The sequence below is a fragment of the Anseongella ginsenosidimutans genome, assembly GCF_008033235.1.
Taxonomy (GTDB): domain Bacteria; phylum Bacteroidota; class Bacteroidia; order Sphingobacteriales; family Sphingobacteriaceae; genus Anseongella; species Anseongella ginsenosidimutans.
Genome location: NZ_CP042432.1, coordinates 2,569,237 through 2,587,201, shown reverse-complemented (window position 1 = coordinate 2,587,201; position 17,965 = coordinate 2,569,237). Strand labels below are relative to the sequence as shown.

Genomic DNA, 17,965 nt, shown 5'->3' with positions numbered 1-17,965 from the left:
TCAGAATCCGGAGCGAATGGCTTCCACGGGGTCAAGTTTGGCGGCGCTGTAAGCCGGCCAGTACCCTGCCACGATGCCAATGATCACGGAAATAAGGAGCCCAAGCGTGATATTCCAGGCCGAAAGCACCACGGCGGTGCCGGTGAGGGAGGAAAACACAAGCGTGAGCATGAATACGAGGAAAAGCCCGATGGTACCTCCTATGAGGCAAAGCGCAATAGATTCTACCAGGAACTGGGAAAGCACGAAATAATTCTTAGCGCCGAGCGATTTCTGGATGCCTATAATATTCGTCCGCTCTTTTACCGAAACGAACATGATGTTCGCAATCCCGAAACCGCCCACCAAAATGGAGAACAGCCCGATGACCCAGCCGGCGAAATTCACAATGGCAAACACCGGCTCCAGCTGCTGTGCCACAATATCATTCCGGTTCAGTGCAAAATCATCCGTTTCACCGGGAGAAAGCTTCCGGATAGAACGCATTACCCCGCGCAGCTCCGCTTCCACTTCGGCGGCGCCAACGCCCTCCTTCCCTTTCACCCAGATATCAGGATTGCTGCTCTCGCTGCGTATATTCACCAGGTTTCGGGCAAAATTCACCGGAACAATTACCCATTCATCCGTAGTGTTGCCGAACATATCATCCCCTTCTTTAACCAGAGTGCCTATCACCGTCACCTGCCTTCCGGCAGCCTTTATTTCTTTCCCGATCGGGTCCACGCTGCCAAACAGGCCGTCAGCTATGGTAGCGCCGATGATCGCTACATTGCTGCCCTTGGCCATTTCCATATTGGTAAAGTAACGCCCCCCGCTGAATTCCAGGTCCCTTACTTTATCGAATTGAAAAGTAGTGCCGATAATATCCACACCTTCCACGGTATTGGTCCCGAATTCCAGCATGCGGTCGCCGATCCCCACGTTAAAAGTCGAAGCTTCAGCCGTCTGCAGGCGGTCGGATAACTTCTGGTGTTCCTCCAGGGTAGGGACCGGGCGCTGGAAATAGTCCCACCAGGGATAGTCGCCAAAACCACCCCAGGGCCACTTCTGGATATATACCACGTTATCGCCCAGCTTCTGAACACTGGTACGGATTTTGGACTCCATCGTGTCCACTACGGTAAAAACGCTGATGATAAGAAAGATGCCGATCGTGACTCCCAGGAGAGACAAAATGGTTCGCAGTTTATTTACGCGAAGCGCTTCAAGAGCGAACAGGATACTTTCCTTAATGGACCGCAGAAATAACATAGCAATGCTTTAAGCCAAAGGTACAGAAAATTTATGCGATTGCACATTTTGCGAAACCCATAAAAAAATCCATAACTTTGCGCACTTTTCGGCTTTAAATATATATTAATTGGAAAATGAAGTTATCACAATTTGGCTTTAAGCTCCCGGAATCTTTAATTGCCCATTCCCCCGCAGGACACCGGGATGAATCGCGGCTAATGGTGGTACACAAAGATTCCGGCAAAATTGAACACAAGGTTTTCAAGGATGTTATAGATTATTTTGACGAAAAGGACGTACTGATCCTGAACAATACAAAGGTTTTTCCCGCCCGGCTTTACGGGACCAAGGAAAAGACCGCTGCTAAGATCGAGGTTTTTCTCCTGCGCGAGCTTAACAGGGAAATGCGTTTGTGGGATGTACTGGTAGATCCCGCCCGCAAAATTCGAGTAGGCAACAAATTATATTTCGGGGAGAATGACCTGCTGGTTGCTGAAGTCGTGGATAATACCACTTCACGGGGCCGCACCATTCGTTTCCTTTTTGACGGTACTGACGAGGAGTTCAGGGAGGCCATTGAGATCCTTGGCGAAACACCCCTTCCCAAATACATTAAACGCAGGCCCACACCCGAGGACAAGGATCGTTACCAGACCATTTACGCCAAGCATGAGGGAGCCGTTGCAGCGCCTACCGCGGGGCTGCATTTCAGCAGGGAATTGATGAAACGCCTGGAACTGAAGGGTGTTGATTTCGCGGAAGTAACGCTTCACGTTGGCCTTGGCACCTTCCGCCAGGTAGAAGTGGAGGACCTCACCAAGCATAAAATGGACTCCGAACATTTCATGATCAGCCCGGAACATGCCGAAATGGTCAACAAGGCCCTGGCTGCCAAACAACGCATTTGTGCGGTAGGCACCACGTCCATGCGCGCCATCGAATCGGCGGTATCGGCGAACAAAAAACTAAAACCAGCCAACGACTGGACCAGCAAATTTATTTTTCCTCCTTACGAATTCAGCATTGCCAATTCCATGGTCACTAATTTTCATACACCGGAATCCACCCTGCTTATGATGGTGGCGGCTTTCGGCGGGTATGACCTGATCATGCAGGCCTATAATATTGCTGTGAAAGAAAAGTATCGCTTTTACAGCTACGGAGATGCCATGCTGATCATCTGATGAGCCGGTATGCGATCATAGTGGGAGCCGGAAAAGGAGAACGAATGGGCTCGGAACTCCCCAAACAGTTCCTGGAACTGAAAGGCCTCCCTGTACTGATGCATACCATCAACCGCTTCCATGAAAGCGCAGCTTCCGATATCATCCTGGTCCTGAATGTGCATTTTCATTCCTACTGGGAGAAATTGTGCAAAGAATATAATTTTAACGTGCCTCACCTGCTCGTAAAGGGAGGGGTTACCCGTTTTGACTCTGTCAGGAAGGGATTGAAGGAAGTCACGCGAAAAGGCACCGTAGCCGTACATGATGCGGTAAGGCCCCTTGTTTCCGCCGGCTTGATCCTGAAATGTTTTGAAAAAGCTGAAGAACTTGGGAATGCTGTTCCCGCTGTCCCTTGCAGGGAATCGCTGCGGAAGGGGGGGCCGACTCCTCTCAGAGCCTCAGCAGGGATGATTACTTCCTGGTCCAGACGCCCCAGTGTTTTAACAGCGCCTTGCTCAAACGCGCCTACCGGCAGGAGTTCAGAAATGAGTTCACCGATGATGCGTCAGTAGTGGAAAAATCGGGCGAGCCCATTCACCTTGTAGAAGGCGAAACCAGCAATATAAAGATCACCTACCCCGACGACCTTAAAATTGCCGAAGCGCTGCTTTAGCCGTAAGCAGGCGCTGCTTTAGTAGTAAGCAGGGTATCTGCTTTAGCCGTAAGCAGGCGCTGCTTTGGTAGTAAGTTTTGGCCTGTGCGCGCGTGCCGGCTTTGATCGCCCGGTCTCGCTCAGGCGATTCTCCGTTCCGGAGAATCAACATCGCTCGCTGCGGGCGATCAAAGCCTTGCAGGCACGCTTCCTCTCATACGCACGCACACAAGCACCCTGCCTCCCTCCCTCCCGCATGCACGCTTCCTTTCGCACGCTCCTCTCGCGGAAGTCCTTTCCAGAAAATAGGATATTGCTCCGGGATTGCAGCATTGTCGCAGCTTTGTCCCGGCATTGTCGCAACAACACAGGAAACAACGGAAAAACCTAAATCAGGGGGCAGGACGGTAGAGGGGGACTGCAGAAATGCGGGCGAGGCCAGCGGAATTTTGCCTTGTCCGAAGCGAGCGATGCTGATTCTTGCGGCACGGCCGCAAGAATCGCCTGAGCGAGACCGGGTAAGGCAAAATTCGGCGCCCTTACGCTTAATTCCGGGATACCTGAAATGAAAAATCCCGCTCGAGGCGGGATCTTTTAATATTCATCTTCATTAAAAAAGAAATCGTCTTTGGTCGGGTAGTCCGGCCAGATTTCTTCAATGCTCTCGTAGGGCTCTCCATCGTCCTCCAGGGCCTGCAGATTCTCGATTACTTCTACAGGCGCACCTGAGCGGATACCGTAATCGATTAACTCATCCTTGGTGGCAGGCCACGGAGCGTCTTCCAGGTGGGAAGCCAATTCAAGTGTCCAATACATATCGCTAATCAGTTTAATTCAGCCTTTTCCTAATTTTCGCAAAGATATAATAAATTTCATACCTCTGGCAGCCATTTATATTCTTCCGCTTTCAAATCCATTGCCAGTTTTCTTCCCAGAACGAACAGGTAATCAGACAGCCTATTCATATAGCTGATTATCAACTCATTAATTTTTTCCTCGCCCGAAAGCCGAACGATCAATCGTTCGGCCCGCCGGCACACACAGCGCGCTACGTGACAAAATGATACAATACTATGACCTCCTGGCAAAATAAAATGTTTTAATTCCGGCAACTCTTCCTGCATCCGATCGATTTCAATTTCCAGCTCCGCGATCCCTTTTGCATTTACTTCCGGAAGGCGCATTTTTGTATGTTCAGGATCAGCAGCCAGGTTAGACCCGATGGTAAACAAACTTTCCTGTATATTTTTAAGCACGGCTTTATAGTGAGCTGCTATGGCTTGGTCGCGGATGAGCCCGATATAAGCATTCAATTCATCAACAGTCCCGTAACTGTCTATGCGAAGATGGGACTTAAGGACCCTCGTCCCCCCTATCAATGAGGTTTCACCCTGATCTCCTTTTTTCGTGTAGATCTTCATTCCCGGAAATAATATCCTGTTTTCAGCTCTCTATAACAGCAGATACTGAGCGGATGTTTTCATTGGCATAATCGTTCTCCACTTCCCCGTCCCTTACCCTAATGATGCGATGAGCATGCTGGGCGATATCTTCTTCATGGGTAACCAATACGATCGTATTCCCCCTGCGGTGGATCTCTTCGATAAGCCCCATGATCTCCACGGAAGTTTTAGTATCCAGGTTTCCCGTAGGTTCGTCGGCAAGAATAATAGAAGGATCATTGATCAGGGCGCGTGCCACGGCCACACGCTGCCGTTGCCCCCCGGAAAGCTCGTTAGGCTTATGTTTTACCCTTTCGCCAAGCCCCACATGCTCCAGGACCTCGGTGGCCCGGGCTTCCCGCTGCGTCTTGTGAACGCCGGCGTACACCAGCGGAAGGGCTACATTGTCAAGGGCGGTGGAACGCGGAAGCAGGTTAAATGTCTGGAACACGAAGCCAATCTCTTTGTTCCGTACCTCGGCAAGCTGGTTGTCGCTCATTCGGCTCACATCCGTACCGTTCAATATGTATTGTCCTTTTGTAGGCGTATCCAGGCATCCCAGGATGTTCATAAGCGTAGATTTCCCGGAACCGGAAGGCCCCATCAAGGCCACGAATTCGCCTTTGTGAATATCAAGGGTCACCGATCGTAGGGCATGAATGACTTCAGAACCTATCAGGTATTTCTTTCCGATATCTTTCAGAGAGATAAGTGCTTTCTCCATAAACCAAATCTAATAAAATTTACCAGGCAGAAAAGGGATGTATAAAAAAAATTACACAATCATTATAGATCAATGACTTTGGCCACCTTGAAAAAGGCGCCGTCGGTCGAAGGAGCGTTTTTCAGGGCTTCTTCCCGTGAAAGCTCTCCGCCCATTCCATCCGGCCGGGTAATATTCACTTCTTCGTTCATATACACCAGCGGAGCTACTTCAGCTGTATCCAGTTCATTCAGCTTATCCATGAAGTCCAGGATCTTGCTCATATCTTCCTGCATCTTCTCTATGTTTTCCACTTCAAGACGCGCCAGATGGGCCATCTTTTCAACGGTGCTTTTGCTTACTCGCATATTCGGAAAGTTTAGCGCGCATGATGCCGGATACTTCGTCCCTGAGCTTTTCTTCATCGCAAAGGTCCAATCCGGCAGTAGGCACGGGTTTATGCACAAAAATACGAATAATTCCCGGCCGGGAACCTTTTTCCTGGCCTTTGTCATACAGGATGTCCCAGGTATTGAGCATGGACACGGGAACCACAGGGACTTTGTTTTCAATAGCCAGCCGGAAAGCGCCGTTTTTAAAGGGTAACATCTGCGGCGGATGTTCCGATATCGTACCTTCCGGGAAAAGCACAAGGCTCATTCCATTTTTCAGGTTCCCGGAGGCACGCCTGATCGCACGGTATCCCGAAAGTTTACTATCACGGTTCACCGGCACATCGATGGTCTTGAAAAATAACCGGAAAAGCGGATTTCTGAGCAGCTCTTCTTTCCCCATAAAATAAAAGGCGCCGTTCGCTACCAGGCACATAAGCGGAATATCCAGGTAGGAGGTATGATTCGGGCAAAACACGAAGGTGGCTTTCCTGTCAAGGGGCTCCTCGTAACGGATATCAAAAAATATCCCGGAAAGGTTCATGAAGGCCGCAGAGCAGTTCCTGCGGCATATGTTCAACATCCTGAAATAACGCGGCTGCCTGGAAAAAAACAGGAAGAAAGGATAGTGTACCGCGTAAACCAGTAGAAGTATAAACTGAAGCCACACTGCATGCAGCTTTGCCGGGAATCCTTTCATTTGCTCCAAAAATAAGAAAAGCGGGGGTTCCCCGGCATGCCAATAGGAGATTTTTTCTTACTTTCGGCCCCATGGAAATCGTAGTAAGCGGAATACGTTCAACGGGAAACCTGCACCTGGGGAATTACCTCGGCGCCATGAAGAACTTTGTTAAAATGCAGGAGACGCATTCCTGCTATTTCTTTATCGCCGACTTGCATTCCCTCACCACTCATCCCACGCCGGGCGACCTCCACGGAAACGTAAAGAACGTGCTGATAGAATACCTGGCAGCGGGGATCGATCCGGAAAAGGCTACGATTTACGTACAGTCGGACGTACCCGAGGTGACGGAATTATACCTTTACCTGAATATGATTTCCTACCTTGGAGAACTTGAACGCTGTACTTCTTTCAAGGAAAAAGTTCGCAAGCAACCGGAAAACGTAAATGCCGGCCTGCTCACCTACCCTACCCTGATGGCCGCCGATATCCTTATTCATCATGCCACCAAGGTACCCGTAGGAAAAGACCAGGAACAGCATCTTGAGATGACCCGGAATTTTGCCAACCGGTTCAATTTTCTTTATAAAACAGACTATTTCAAGGAACCCTTTGCCTTTAATTTCGGAACGGAGCTGGTAAAAGTTCCGGGCCTTGACGGAGGCGGGAAAATGGGCAAGTCCGAAGGAGAAGGTAATGCGGTTTTCCTGCGTGACGAGCCGGAACTGATCCGGAAAAAGGTAATGCGCGCGGTCAGCGACAGCGGCCCTACCGTCCCGAACCAGGAAAAGCCGGAAGCCATTGCCAATCTTTTTACATTATTGCAATTGGTATCCGCTCCGGAGACATACGATCATTTCAACGAAGCGTACAACGCCTGCCGGATACGCTACGGTGACATGAAAAAGCAATTGGCGGAAGATATGATTACCTTTACCGCCCCTTTCCGTGAAAAGATCCGGGAATTATCCGCAGACGAGGCATATATCCGGCAGGTAGCGGAAGAAGGCGCAATGAAAGCATCGGAAAGCGCTCGCAAGACCCTTGCTGAAGTCAGGGAAATTATCGGTATTAAGCCATTCTGAAATCATAAAGCTGTGCATATAGCAATCGTTGGAAATATCGGGGCGGGGAAAACAACCTTGACAGGCTTACTTGCCCGGCATTATAAGTGTGAGCCTGTATTCGAAACGGTAGACAATAATCCTTACCTGGAAGACTTTTACAATGATATGAAGCGCTGGTCATTCAACCTGCAGATATTCTTTCTGAATGCCAGGTTCCAGCAGCTTTCGGAGATCCGGGAAAAGGAACACCTGATCATCCAGGACCGCACGATTTACGAAGACGCTTATATTTTTGCAAATAACCTGCACGATATGGGCCTGATGACTTCCCGGGACTACAACAATTACCTGGGTATTTTCCAATCCATTATCCAGTTTGTCAAGCCGCCGGACCTCCTTATTTACCTGAAAGCGTCGGTACCCACCCTGGTTAGCAATATACAGCGCCGCGGCAGGGAGTACGAAGTGGGCATTCGCCTGGATTACCTGAACAAGCTCAATGAGAAATACGAGGCCTGGATTGGCGGTTATACGGAGGGTAAATTACTGGTGGTGAACCAGGACAAATTAAACCCGGTGGATAAGCCCGAAGATCTTGGAACGATCATCCAGAGCATCGAGGCAGAGTTACACGGACTTTTTTAGCATTAATCCTATGCAGAAAATCATCGGGATCATACCGGCTCGTTTTGCATCCGTACGGTTTCCGGGGAAGCCGCTGGCGGATATCGGGGGAAAACCCATGATCCGGCGCGTGTACGAGCAGGTCTGTAAATCATCTGCTGTTTCTGAAGTAGTCGTTGCTACCGATGATGAACGCATTCTGAGGGCCGTAACCGGCTTCGGCGGCAAAGCCATGCTTACGTCTTCCGGTCACCAAAGCGGAACGGATCGCTGCGCTGAAGTAGCAGGGATGTTCCCCGGCTACGATATTGTCATTAACATCCAGGGGGATGAACCCTTCATTGATCCGGCGCAGATAGATGAGCTGTGTTCCTGTTTTCAAACGGGCGAAAAAGAGAATGGCAGCGGTGTGGAGCTGGCCAGCCTGTACAAGAAGATCACTTCCCCGGAGGAATTGAAGAATCCCAACCTTCCCAAAATTGTCATGAACGGGAAAAAGGAAGCCATTTATTTCAGTCGCTTCCCCGTTCCCTACCTGAGAGGGGTCCCGGCGGAGAAATGGCTTGAACACCGGGATTATTACAAGCATATTGGCATTTACGGGTACCGCAGGGACATTCTATTGGAAATCACAAAGCTTCCTCCCTCCCCGCTGGAGCTAAGCGAATCATTGGAGCAACTCCGATGGCTGGAGAACGGTTATACGATCCGCCTTGCCGAGACCCGGGCGGCTACTCATGCCATTGACACCCCGGAAGACTTGCAGCGTGTCCTCAAAGAATTCGGAGGAGAACTTAATTAAATAATGCGGTTGGATGTTTGCGACCGCAAGTGTGGCAAATACTAATAAACAGCCTTGTACGTAATCTCCGGATGGAGCATGGTCACCCAGCCGGAGTCCACAACGGCCACAAGGATACCCCGGTCCTTGTCATACAGGTTTGCATATAACAGGCTGTCTTCCTCTATAAAAAGCGAATACTTTCCCGGCGCCAGTTTTGCCTGGTAAAAACCCTCATTGTCGGAGCGTGCAGTTGTCACCAGCCTGGTATTTACCTTTGTAAAAAAGGGCCCGTCTCCTTCAGTCCGGCTTTTGGTGGTATATTCGTAAATCCTTACGTTCCTGGAAACAGGGTAAGTCCTGCAGCTGTCTCCCAGCGGAAACCCGCAATTACCTTCCTGAAACAGTACGGTGCCTGAAACTCCCTGCTCAATGGTCGTTTTGAACTGGTTATATTCCTTCAGTTCCTCCGGGTCGTCCGGGGCTTTGCCCCTAAGCTCGTTTACCTCTTCACAGGAAGTTCCCGTAAATATTAGTAAAAGCGCGGCCAGTTTCAGAAGATGGTTCATATAATTTTTAGGTATAACGTATTTTCCACAGATATGATATGACAGCGGCGCAGCAATTTTATGGCAATTATTTTCACACCCTAAAATTACTGCGCCGCTTTGTAAATGCCGGCGGCCCTGACCTGACCGGGACGCGGCCAATTTGCGGGAACTACAATTCCCTGATCCAGATATTCCGGAAAGCGGTCGGGTTGCCGTGATCCTGGAGCATGATGGGGCCGGGGCCGTGGCCGCCTTCTTCGTAATGATGTTCCCCGATAAACAGGGTGAGGCCTGCAATCTCAAAATTATTTTGTACCAGCACCCCGTTTTGCAGTACCGTAATACGCGCCTTGCTCTTTACCGAACCGTCGGCATTGAAACGCGGGGCGGTGTAGATCACGTCGTACCGCTGCCATTCTCCCGGGGGAAGGCTGACGTTAACGAGCGGAATACCGTCTTTATAGATACTGCCGGCCTGCCCGTTCGAATAAGTCCGGTTATTGTAGGAATCCAGCACCTGAAGTTCATAACGTCCCTGCATAAAAACCCCGCTGTTGCCTCTTCCCTGGCCTTCTCCCGAAACTTTCGCCGGGGTTCTCCATTCGATATGCAACTGGTAATCGGTAAATTCCTGTTTGGTTTGAATATTCCCCGTACCTGCTTTGACCACCATCGCATCACCTTCCAAATTCCATTTTACTTCTCCTCCGTTTGCCGATTCCCAGTTCTTGAACCCGCTCCCGTCAAACAGCACAATAGCGTCCGAAGGGGGCTTGGTACCCTCGCCGGGTGTTACTACTTCGGGAACCGGTTCCCATACTTCGGTGTCCTCCGGCTTGGCTTTGTCCTGAGCCTGGCTTAAAACTGCAATTGTTAATAATGGCAGACTAAGTACGAATGATCTTTTCATATTTCTTTATTCTTTTAAATGTCCTTAAAACGGCCTAATATACCGGTATTTTCCAGTTATTATGATATTGAGCTTCCAGGTACTTATTCCCTTCGGCCTCTTCAAACTGTAATTTATTGCTGTCCCATGTGAGCCGCTGCCCCGATTTATAGGCGGCATTTCCAAGGTGGGAAACCAGCGCCGCATAATAGCCGGTCTCGATGGAGGTATTCAACTTCGACAGATCCCCGGACTGCATCACGTCAATAAAATTCGAGGTATTTTTATCCAGGCCGTTATCACTCGGCGACTGATGGGGCACCGCTTCCATTCTGGGTTTATCGCCGTCTTTCTCCGGAATGACTTCCCAGCCTCCGCGGTCAAGTACCAGGGTCCCGTTGTTCCCGATATAGGCTATCCCGTGATTCCTTCCGTAATTGCCGCCCGATATTCCGGTGGCGTGTTCCCAAAGCGCCGTGAAATTATCAAATTCATAGACTGTTTGTAACGTATCGGGTGTTTCGGATGCATCATCGGGGTAGGCATACTTTCCTCCCAGGGCCATTACGGATTTTGGGTGTGTGGCATCCATGCCATGAAGTACATAATCGATCAGATGTACGCCCCAATCGGTCATGAGCCCGCCGGCATAATCCCAGAACCACCTGAAATTAAAATGAAAACGATTGGGGTTAAATGCCCGTTCCGGCGCCGGCCCCAGCCACATGGAATAATCCACTCCTGCAGGCGGCGCCTGGTCCGGCTTCACCGGTACCGGTTTCATCCAGCCCTGGTATGCCCAGGCTTTCACCAGGCGGATATTGCCCAATTTTCCCGAACGAACAAAGGCTACGGCATCGGCAAAATGCTGCTGGCTCCGCTGCCATTGCCCTATCTGCACCGGCCGCCCGTGTTTTTTTACAGCCGCCAGCATGATCCCCGCTTCCTGCACGGAATTGGCGATCGGCTTTTCACAATATACATCCTTTCCTGCTTCCAGGGCATCGGTCAGCTGCAGGCAATGCCAGTGGTCAGGAGTTCCGATAATTACCGCATCAATATCTTTGTTCTCCAGCATTTTCCGGTAATCGCCGTACAAAGCCGGTTTTTTCACACCCGCCTTCGCCAGGTCAGCCGTTCGCTGTGAAAGCACGTTCTGATCCACGTCGCAAAGGGCAATGCAATTGGCTTCGCTTCTTTTCAGCATGGAAGACAGATCGGCAAAGCCCATTCCGTTACAGCCAATAAGGCCTACGTTTATCCGGTCGGCGGGGGCCACCGTTCGCCGCATTCCTGCCAGCAGTTCCATGGGAAGGATGGCGGATGCCCCGGCAAAACCTGCCAGCATACCGCTTTTTTCTAGAAATTTCCGTCGGGACGAATTCATATTTTTCCTGGTTTGGTTCAAACTTCGTTATCGAATTGCTAAAAATAAACATTCTTGTAAAAAATACACTATGCTCGCCATCCTGTTTTTATTTTGCCCCTGAAGTGTCAACCACAATACAGTTGACGCGTCAAGCGCCGCAGTAATCGTGAACTTACAGCACTGGCTCCGCATACAGCAGGCCAATATCTGAAAAGCGGCGCCTTGAAACGAACAATTGTAAAAGATCTTTTTAGCGCGGAAGGCTGCGGCTTATCAGCTTTTTTTCCGTACCTTTGAGCCCCGTAACAATTAAAGACTTACCGATCCGTATGACCAAGTACATTTTCGTTACGGGAGGAGTGACTTCTTCCCTGGGAAAGGGAATCATTTCCGCTTCACTGGCAAAGCTGCTGCAAGCCAGGGGATATTCCGTAACCATCCAGAAATTCGATCCTTACATTAATATTGACCCGGGAACGCTGAATCCTTATGAACACGGCGAGTGTTATGTAACCGAGGACGGGGCCGAAACAGATCTTGACCTGGGCCACTATGAACGCTTCCTGAACACGCCCACCTCCCAGGCCAACAATATTACCACCGGACGCATTTATCAAAATGTGATCGAGCATGAGCGGCGAGGAGATTACCTGGGAAAAACTGTGCAGGTGGTGCCGCACATTACCGATGAAATAAAGCGTAATATCAAGCTGCTTGGAGAGAGCGGTCAATACGATATTGTAATTACCGAGATCGGCGGCACCGTGGGCGATATTGAATCCCTTCCCTTCGTTGAAGCTGTCAGGCAGTTCCGCTGGGAAATGGGTTCGAACAATTCGCTGGTGATTCACCTCACGCTCATCCCTTACCTTTCGGCTGCCGGGGAGCTGAAGACCAAGCCTACCCAGCACTCCGTAAAGGCGCTGCTGGAACAGGGCGTACAACCCGACATTCTTGTATGCCGCACCGAACACCGGATATCCACGGATCTCCGCAAAAAAATTGCGCTTTTCTGCAATGTGAACATCAACGCAGTCATCGAATCAATCGATGCGGAAAGCATTTACGATGTGCCGCTGCTGATGCTGAAAGAGCAGCTGGATAAGACCGTTCTCGCAAAGCTGAAGCTTCCCCTGAAAACGGAACCGGACCTGGAAAACTGGAAAGGCTTCCTGGGGCACCTGAAAAATCCGACCTCCGAGATCCGCGTGGGCGTTATCGGCAAATACGTGGAGTTGCCGGATGCATATAAGTCTATTACCGAGGCGTTTATACATGCAGGTGCTAAGAACGAATGCAAGGTTAACCTGAAATACATTCATTCCGAAAATATTACCGACGATAATGCGGGGGAAAAGCTTGGACAGCTGGACGCACTGCTGGTGGCCCCGGCTTTGGCAACAGGGGAATTGAGGGAAAGATCTCCGCTATCCGCTATGCGCGGGAGAACAATATTCCCTTCCTGGGGATCTGCCTTGGGATGCAATGCGCGGTTATTGAATTCGGACGGAATGTACTTGGATTAAAGGATGCCAATTCTACGGAAATGGCCGAAAAGACCAAGGTTCCGGTGATCTGCCTGATGGAAGAGCAGAAAAAGGTCAAAAACAAGGGCGGAACCATGCGCCTGGGCGCCTACCCCTGCGAAATCAAAAAAGGAAGCAAAGCCTGGGCAGCCTACGGGAAAGGCAGGATCTCGGAACGCCATCGCCACCGTTACGAATTCAACAATACCTACCTGGAGCAGTATAATCAATCCGGGATGCTTACCTCAGGGATCAACCCTGATTCGGGGCTGGTGGAGATGATCGAACTAAAAAACCATCCCTGGTTCATGGGATGCCAGTTCCATCCGGAATTGAAAAGTACGGTTGCCAATCCGCACCCGCTGTTTGTGAAATTTGTTGAAGCAGCCAAAACCTATAAAGCTGAACACCGGCCGCAAAAAGTATAAATACAGGAGCGACAGAAAAAGTTTACAATGGACAGAAATACCTTTACAGGATTACTCATCATCGCCGCCATTTTACTGGCATTCACTTATTTCATGCGTCCTTCGGAAGCCGACCTGAAAAGGGAACAGCTGCTCCAGGATTCCTTGAAAAGAGTTGCTGCGGGAGTTGCACAGCAACCCGCCGGAGACAGCATGGCCAATGCAAAAGTAGCAGAAAAGACCATCGATTCCGCCCTGTTAAGCGGACCGTTCGGAAGCGCTATCACCGGAGAAGAACAGCTGGTAACACTTGAAAACGACGTATTAAAGCTTACCTTAAACACCAAAGGCGGAAGAATAGCTTCCGTAGAGCTGAAAAATGAAAAGCGATGGGACGGCGACCCGCTGGTACTGTTTGAAGGACCGGGAAACAGCTTTGGGCTCAATCTTTTTGTTAATAACAGGAATTATTCCACCAATGACCTTTATTTCGTTCCCCAGCCGGCATCTGGGAGCGATCAGGCGGTGATGCGTCTAAATTACGGACCCGGACAATATATTGACTTTGTATATAGCCTTGAGGGAAGCAATTACCTGGTAAATTTTGACATTCGTCTTCAGGGAATGCAGCAGGTTATCGCATCAGACGTGGATAAACTGAACCTGCAGTGGACGGCCGACCTGCTTCAGCAGGAAAAAGACATGGCCGCCGAACAACGCTATTCTACCGTGTATTACAACATGGAAGAGGATGTGGACCGCCTGAAGGAAAACAAGGACGATGAAGAAACACTGGCCGGCCCGGTAAAATGGCTTTCCTTCAAACAACACTTTTTCACTTCCGCGCTTATCGCGGAAAGCCAGTTCCAGGGAGGAAAGGCCTCGGTAGTCACGGACGTCACCAAAAACAACGTGATCAAAACCACATCAGCGACGCTGGCCCTTCCCTTTACGCATCAGGCTTCCGAAACATTCAATATGCAGTTTTATTTCGGGCCGAGCCATTTCAATACGTTGAAAGAAGTGGGGTATGACCTGGAAGACCAGGTACAGCTGGGCTGGGGGCCTTTGCAATGGATCAACAGGTGGGCGGTAATCCCGGTATTTAACTGGCTGGATAATTTTAACCTCAGCTATGGAATTATTATCCTGATCCTTACCATCCTGTTGAAACTTGTGCTTTTCCCGCTTACTTATACGTCCTACATTTCCCAGGCAAAAATGCGCGTCCTGAAACCGGAAATGGACGAGATCAAGGAAAAGTTCAAGGATGAGCCCACTAAGGTGCAGCAGGAATACATGAAACTATACAAGAGCGCGGGGGTAAATCCCCTGGGCGGATGCTTGCCTATGCTCTTGCAAATGCCCATTTTACTTGCGTTTTTCTATTTTTTCCCGGCCTCCTTTGAACTCCGGCAGGAGTCTTTTCTCTGGGTGAATGACCTGGCTACTTACGATGAATTCTTTAAGTTCGGGTTTACCATCCCGTTTGTGGGAAGCCACCTGAGCCTTATGTGTATCCTGATGACGGCTTCGACCATCATTTACACCTATATGAACAACCAGATATCAGGCGTCACCGGGCAAATGAAATACATCGGCTATATTATGCCCATCATGTTCCTGGGTTTCCTGAACAGCTATCCGGCGGGTTTGAACTACTACTATCTCTGCGCTAACCTGATCACCTTCAGCCAGCAATTCATGATCCGTATGTTCATTGACGAAGGCGCCATTCACAACAAGCTGCAGGAAAACAAAAAACGCCCTAACGCCAATAAGAAATCCAAATTCCAGGCGCGCCTTGAAGAAATGATGAAGCAGCAACAGCAGCAGCAGAAGGCGAAGGCTGGGGCGAAAGCGAAAAAATAAAACGAAAGTGCGGGGGCGGGGTGCCTTTGCTTGTCGTATCGCTTTTGTTCTGACGTATCGTCCTGACGTATCGCCCGCCCTGCACGTGAAGGTTTTGATTGCCTGCGGCGAGCGATGTTTGATTTTTCAGGGCGCAGGCCCTGAAAAATCAGCCTGAGCGAGTGCAGGCAATCAAAACCTTCCGCCGGCCAGCCCGCCATGGCTGGACATCTTCCGCCGCCACCGCCCATCATGGCTGGACACCTTCCGCCCAGTGCCGCCCAACGTAGCTGGACAAGCTGCCGCCGGCCAGCCGGGCGTTTCTGAACAAAACTCGGGTACCTCGCCCCGGGTTAGTGCGGCAGCTGCCTCCCGGACGGGGTACTTGCCAGATAGTGCCATTTACCTAAAACAGGTTTGATTTTTGCTTCTACTTAAAGAAAAAAATCATCATGAGCGACGCAAATGATATGTCAACACTTTCCAGGGTAATGGAAAAATTATCGGAACATGGTTACGGGCAGGAATTTCGAATCACAGGGAAAGGATGTGAGTTGACGGATACCGGAGATACTTTTGCACCTGAAGACCTTTTGATCGTGCGTGTATTTCGCTTCGAAGGAGTATCCGACCCGGCGGATATGTCGGTATTGTACGCGGTGGAAACTTCCGGCGGAACGAAAGGTTACCTGCTCGACGCTTTTGGTACCTATTCTGATTACGACACGGATCTTTTTGCCAAGTTTATCAGCCAGGTCCCCGTTGAGGAACGGGACGACCAGATTTTATTTTAGGGCCGGGGACAAATCAATGTCCTGCTGAACACCCTCCCGGGCCCGAATCAAAATGAAACGTACGCAAGTACCGGGAAAGCGCTGCAGGAGGCGCGTGCAAGGCTTTGACTGCCCGCAGCGAACGATGTCACTTCCTGCGGCCACGCCGCACAAATTGCCTGAGTGAGTCCGGGCAGTCAAACCAGCACGCGCCGCACCCCGGCCCAGCTCACTTACAATCTTACTTCCCGCCGCTTAACCTCAGGCAGTAGTCTATTTAGCCCATAGATTTCTTCTATTCGTTTTTTATATTGATACCAATACGTTACATTTGAGCCGCAGGGGCTAATTTATACCCTAAGCGGAATTTCGCCCCTTTCAGCAACGATTTCTCTTATTTAACTTATAATTCAAAAAAAATGGCATCAAATTATCGTTTTGAGACGCTGCAGGTGCATGCCGGACAGGAACCGGATCCGGCTACCAATGCGCGCGCGGTACCTATTTACCAAACGACTTCATTTGTATTCAACAGTGCCGAACATGGAGCTAACCTGTTTGCGCTGAAAGAATTCGGTAATATCTACACGCGGATCATGAACCCTACTACCGACGTGTTTGAAAAAAGAGTGGCGGCGCTGGAAGGCGGCGTGGCGGCGCTCGGAACGGCTTCGGGGCAATCGGCCCAGCTGCTTGCCATGCATAATATCCTGCAGGCGGGTGAAAATTTTGTGACCAGTTCCCATTTGTACGGCGGAACTTACAACCAGTTTAAGGTAACTTTCAAGCGCCTGGGAATGGAAGCCCGTTTCGCGGATGTGAACGATCCTTCCAGCTTTGAAAAGCACATTGATGATAAGACAAAGGCAATTTACCTGGAAACGATCGGGAATCCCGGTTTCAGTATTCCGGATTTTGAAGCATTTGCCAACCTGGCCCGCAAGCATGAAATCCCGCTGATCGTGGACAATACGTTTGCCGCCGCGGGTTATTTATGCAAGCCGATCGAATACGGCGCTAATGTGGTTGTTCAGGCAGCTACGAAATGGATCGGCGGTCATGGTACCAGCATAGGCGGCGTGATCGTAGATGCCGGTAATTTCAACTGGGGCAATGGTAAATTCCCGCAATTTTCAGAACCTTCGGAAGGTTACCACGGGCTGAATTTCTGGGAAGTCTTTGGTGAAGGCAATCCCCTGGGCTTGCCAAATATTGCTTTTGCCATCCGCGCCCGGGTGGAAGGCCTGCGCGACCTGGGGCCTGCTTCCAGCCCATTTAACTCTTTCCTGTTCCTGCAGGGACTGGAAACCCTTTCCCTGCGTGTGCAGCGCACCGTGGACAATGCGCTGGAACTCGCAAAATGGCTGCAGGGTCATCCGCAGGTCGAAAGCGTCAGCTATCCCGGCTTGCCCGGCAACCGCTATCATGAGCTGGCCAGAAAATACCTGAAGAATGGCTTCGGAGGCGTCTTTACCTTCAACATTAAAGGCGATAAGCAGCAGGCTGAACAATTTGTCAATAATCTTTCGCTCATCAGCCACCTTGCCAATGTAGGAGATACAAAAACGCTGATCATTCAGCCTTCAGCCACAACGCACCAGCAGCTTGGCGAAGCGGAACAAAAAGCAGCCGGCGTTGAACCGAACCAGCTTAGGATATCGCTCGGGATTGAACATATCGAAGATATCAAGGCTGATATCCAGCAGGCTTTCGACGCGATCAAATAATTCAGCCGGGACCTGAAGGTAATTAACCGCCGGGACCCGCCCACCCGGACTGCCCGTAATTAATCGATGGGATAGTCCGCGATTAACAACCGGGGACCTGCCCGCGGGAAGGCCGAAGGTTTATACGGGG

General features: G+C 50.2%; 18 protein-coding genes and 1 pseudogene. 10 read left to right on the top strand and 9 right to left on the bottom strand.

What is annotated here, in order from left to right; translation table 11 throughout:
- Positions 1–1,251 carry an ABC transporter permease gene (locus tag FRZ59_RS10705; RefSeq protein ID WP_132130230.1) on the bottom strand — a complete coding sequence of 417 codons (1,251 nt, stop codon included), beginning with the start codon at positions 1,249–1,251 and terminating at the stop codon, positions 1–3.
- A gap of 116 nt (positions 1,252–1,367) precedes the next feature.
- On the opposite strand from FRZ59_RS10705, the gene queA reads away from it, so the two are divergent.
- Genes queA through FRZ59_RS19475 form a run of 3 tightly spaced genes read left to right on the top strand, consistent with a single transcriptional unit; the run spans position 1,368 to position 3,072 of the window.
- Positions 1,368–2,417: a tRNA preQ1(34) S-adenosylmethionine ribosyltransferase-isomerase QueA gene (gene queA, locus FRZ59_RS10700; protein WP_132130229.1), complete on the top strand. Its 1,050-nt coding sequence runs from the start codon at positions 1,368–1,370 to the stop codon at positions 2,415–2,417.
- Complete coding sequence (locus FRZ59_RS10695; protein WP_262713112.1) at positions 2,417–2,971, top strand: IspD/TarI family cytidylyltransferase; 555 nt, start codon at positions 2,417–2,419, stop codon at positions 2,969–2,971. The genes queA and FRZ59_RS10695 overlap by 1 nt, the downstream gene beginning before the upstream one ends.
- On the top strand, positions 2,911–3,072 hold the full coding sequence (locus tag FRZ59_RS19475; RefSeq protein ID WP_262713111.1) for a 2-C-methyl-D-erythritol 4-phosphate cytidylyltransferase: 162 nt from the start codon (positions 2,911–2,913) through the stop codon (positions 3,070–3,072). Before FRZ59_RS10695 ends, FRZ59_RS19475 begins: the two co-directional genes overlap by 61 nt.
- 573 nt (positions 3,073–3,645) lie before the next feature.
- On the opposite strand, the gene FRZ59_RS10690 is transcribed toward FRZ59_RS19475, so the two are convergent.
- The 5 genes from FRZ59_RS10690 to FRZ59_RS10670 all read right to left on the bottom strand — a co-directional run bounded on the left by FRZ59_RS10690 (position 3,646) and on the right by FRZ59_RS10670 (position 6,288).
- The gene (locus tag FRZ59_RS10690; protein WP_132130227.1) at positions 3,646–3,867 is read right to left on the bottom strand and encodes a DUF2795 domain-containing protein; all 222 of its coding nucleotides are present in this window, start codon (positions 3,865–3,867) and stop codon (positions 3,646–3,648) included.
- 56 nt (positions 3,868–3,923) lie between these two features.
- The gene (locus FRZ59_RS10685; RefSeq protein ID WP_132130226.1) at positions 3,924–4,472 is read right to left on the bottom strand and encodes a cob(I)yrinic acid a,c-diamide adenosyltransferase; all 549 of its coding nucleotides are present in this window, start codon (positions 4,470–4,472) and stop codon (positions 3,924–3,926) included.
- A gap of 22 nt (positions 4,473–4,494) precedes the next feature.
- On the bottom strand, positions 4,495–5,217 hold the full coding sequence (locus tag FRZ59_RS10680) for an ABC transporter ATP-binding protein (protein WP_132130225.1): 723 nt from the start codon (positions 5,215–5,217) through the stop codon (positions 4,495–4,497).
- Positions 5,218–5,279: 62 nt separating this feature from the next.
- Positions 5,280–5,564, bottom strand: a complete 285-nt coding sequence (gene gatC / locus FRZ59_RS10675) for an Asp-tRNA(Asn)/Glu-tRNA(Gln) amidotransferase subunit GatC (protein ID WP_132130224.1) — start codon at positions 5,562–5,564, stop codon at positions 5,280–5,282.
- Positions 5,539–6,288: a lysophospholipid acyltransferase family protein gene (locus FRZ59_RS10670; protein WP_132130223.1), complete on the bottom strand. Its 750-nt coding sequence runs from the start codon at positions 6,286–6,288 to the stop codon at positions 5,539–5,541. The genes gatC and FRZ59_RS10670 overlap by 26 nt, the downstream gene beginning before the upstream one ends.
- Before the next feature lie 71 nt (positions 6,289–6,359).
- Here FRZ59_RS10670 and trpS point away from each other — a divergent pair, with 71 nt between their 5' ends.
- From trpS to kdsB, 3 genes are read left to right on the top strand one after another with little or no spacing between them, the layout of a single operon-like run.
- Entirely contained in the window at positions 6,360–7,355 is a 996-nt protein-coding gene (gene trpS / locus FRZ59_RS10665; protein ID WP_132130222.1) for a tryptophan--tRNA ligase, read from the top strand.
- Positions 7,356–7,367: 12 nt separating this feature from the next.
- Complete coding sequence (locus FRZ59_RS10660) at positions 7,368–7,982, top strand: deoxynucleoside kinase (protein WP_132130221.1); 615 nt, start codon at positions 7,368–7,370, stop codon at positions 7,980–7,982.
- A gap of 10 nt (positions 7,983–7,992) precedes the next feature.
- Positions 7,993–8,763 carry a 3-deoxy-manno-octulosonate cytidylyltransferase gene (gene kdsB, locus FRZ59_RS10655; RefSeq protein WP_132130220.1) on the top strand — a complete coding sequence of 257 codons (771 nt, stop codon included), beginning with the start codon at positions 7,993–7,995 and terminating at the stop codon, positions 8,761–8,763.
- Between the two features lie 41 nt (positions 8,764–8,804).
- Here the strand turns inward: kdsB and FRZ59_RS10650 are convergent, their stop codons facing one another.
- From FRZ59_RS10650 to FRZ59_RS10640, 3 genes are all read right to left on the bottom strand, one after another.
- Positions 8,805–9,311, bottom strand: coding sequence for a hypothetical protein (locus FRZ59_RS10650; RefSeq protein WP_132130219.1), 507 nt, complete (start codon positions 9,309–9,311; stop codon positions 8,805–8,807).
- A 151-nt stretch (positions 9,312–9,462) separates the two neighbouring features.
- Positions 9,463–10,203 (bottom strand): 3-keto-disaccharide hydrolase, encoded by a 741-nt coding sequence (locus FRZ59_RS10645; RefSeq protein WP_132130218.1) that lies wholly within the window; start codon positions 10,201–10,203, stop codon positions 9,463–9,465.
- 34 nt (positions 10,204–10,237) lie between these two features.
- Positions 10,238–11,569: a Gfo/Idh/MocA family protein gene (locus FRZ59_RS10640; protein WP_132130217.1), complete on the bottom strand. Its 1,332-nt coding sequence runs from the start codon at positions 11,567–11,569 to the stop codon at positions 10,238–10,240.
- 311 nt (positions 11,570–11,880) lie between these two features.
- On the opposite strand from FRZ59_RS10640, the pseudogene pyrG reads away from it, so the two are divergent.
- The 4 genes and pseudogenes from pyrG to FRZ59_RS10620 all read left to right on the top strand — a co-directional run bounded on the left by pyrG (position 11,881) and on the right by FRZ59_RS10620 (position 17,835).
- A pseudogene (pyrG, locus tag FRZ59_RS10635) lies at positions 11,881–13,505 on the top strand (CTP synthase).
- Positions 13,506–13,532: 27 nt separating this feature from the next.
- On the top strand, positions 13,533–15,356 hold the full coding sequence (gene yidC / locus FRZ59_RS10630; RefSeq protein ID WP_132130215.1) for a membrane protein insertase YidC: 1,824 nt from the start codon (positions 13,533–13,535) through the stop codon (positions 15,354–15,356).
- 431 nt (positions 15,357–15,787) lie between these two features.
- Entirely contained in the window at positions 15,788–16,129 is a 342-nt protein-coding gene (locus FRZ59_RS10625; protein WP_132130214.1) for a hypothetical protein, read from the top strand.
- Between the two features lie 398 nt (positions 16,130–16,527).
- A complete protein-coding gene (locus FRZ59_RS10620) occupies positions 16,528–17,835 on the top strand; it encodes an O-acetylhomoserine aminocarboxypropyltransferase/cysteine synthase family protein (RefSeq protein ID WP_132130213.1) in 1,308 nt (435 codons plus the stop codon).
- The last annotated feature ends 130 nt before the right edge of the window (positions 17,836–17,965 follow it).

Coding starts and splice junctions, on each gene's coding strand:
- FRZ59_RS10705 (WP_132130230.1), bottom strand. CDS start 1,251: ATGTTATTTCTGCGGTCCATTAAGGAAAGTATCCTGTTCGCTCTTGAA.
- queA (WP_132130229.1), top strand. CDS start 1,368: ATGAAGTTATCACAATTTGGCTTTAAGCTCCCGGAATCTTTAATTGCC.
- FRZ59_RS10695 (WP_262713112.1), top strand. CDS start 2,417: ATGAGCCGGTATGCGATCATAGTGGGAGCCGGAAAAGGAGAACGAATG.
- FRZ59_RS10690 (WP_132130227.1), bottom strand. CDS start 3,867: ATGTATTGGACACTTGAATTGGCTTCCCACCTGGAAGACGCTCCGTGG.
- FRZ59_RS10685 (WP_132130226.1), bottom strand. CDS start 4,472: ATGAAGATCTACACGAAAAAAGGAGATCAGGGTGAAACCTCATTGATA.
- FRZ59_RS10680 (WP_132130225.1), bottom strand. CDS start 5,217: ATGGAGAAAGCACTTATCTCTCTGAAAGATATCGGAAAGAAATACCTG.
- gatC (WP_132130224.1), bottom strand. CDS start 5,564: ATGCGAGTAAGCAAAAGCACCGTTGAAAAGATGGCCCATCTGGCGCGT.
- FRZ59_RS10670 (WP_132130223.1), bottom strand. CDS start 6,288: ATGAAAGGATTCCCGGCAAAGCTGCATGCAGTGTGGCTTCAGTTTATA.
- trpS (WP_132130222.1), top strand. CDS start 6,360: ATGGAAATCGTAGTAAGCGGAATACGTTCAACGGGAAACCTGCACCTG.
- kdsB (WP_132130220.1), top strand. CDS start 7,993: ATGCAGAAAATCATCGGGATCATACCGGCTCGTTTTGCATCCGTACGG.
- FRZ59_RS10650 (WP_132130219.1), bottom strand. CDS start 9,311: ATGAACCATCTTCTGAAACTGGCCGCGCTTTTACTAATATTTACGGGA.
- FRZ59_RS10645 (WP_132130218.1), bottom strand. CDS start 10,203: ATGAAAAGATCATTCGTACTTAGTCTGCCATTATTAACAATTGCAGTT.
- FRZ59_RS10640 (WP_132130217.1), bottom strand. CDS start 11,569: ATGAATTCGTCCCGACGGAAATTTCTAGAAAAAAGCGGTATGCTGGCA.
- yidC (WP_132130215.1), top strand. CDS start 13,533: ATGGACAGAAATACCTTTACAGGATTACTCATCATCGCCGCCATTTTA.
- FRZ59_RS10625 (WP_132130214.1), top strand. CDS start 15,788: ATGAGCGACGCAAATGATATGTCAACACTTTCCAGGGTAATGGAAAAA.
- FRZ59_RS10620 (WP_132130213.1), top strand. CDS start 16,528: ATGGCATCAAATTATCGTTTTGAGACGCTGCAGGTGCATGCCGGACAG.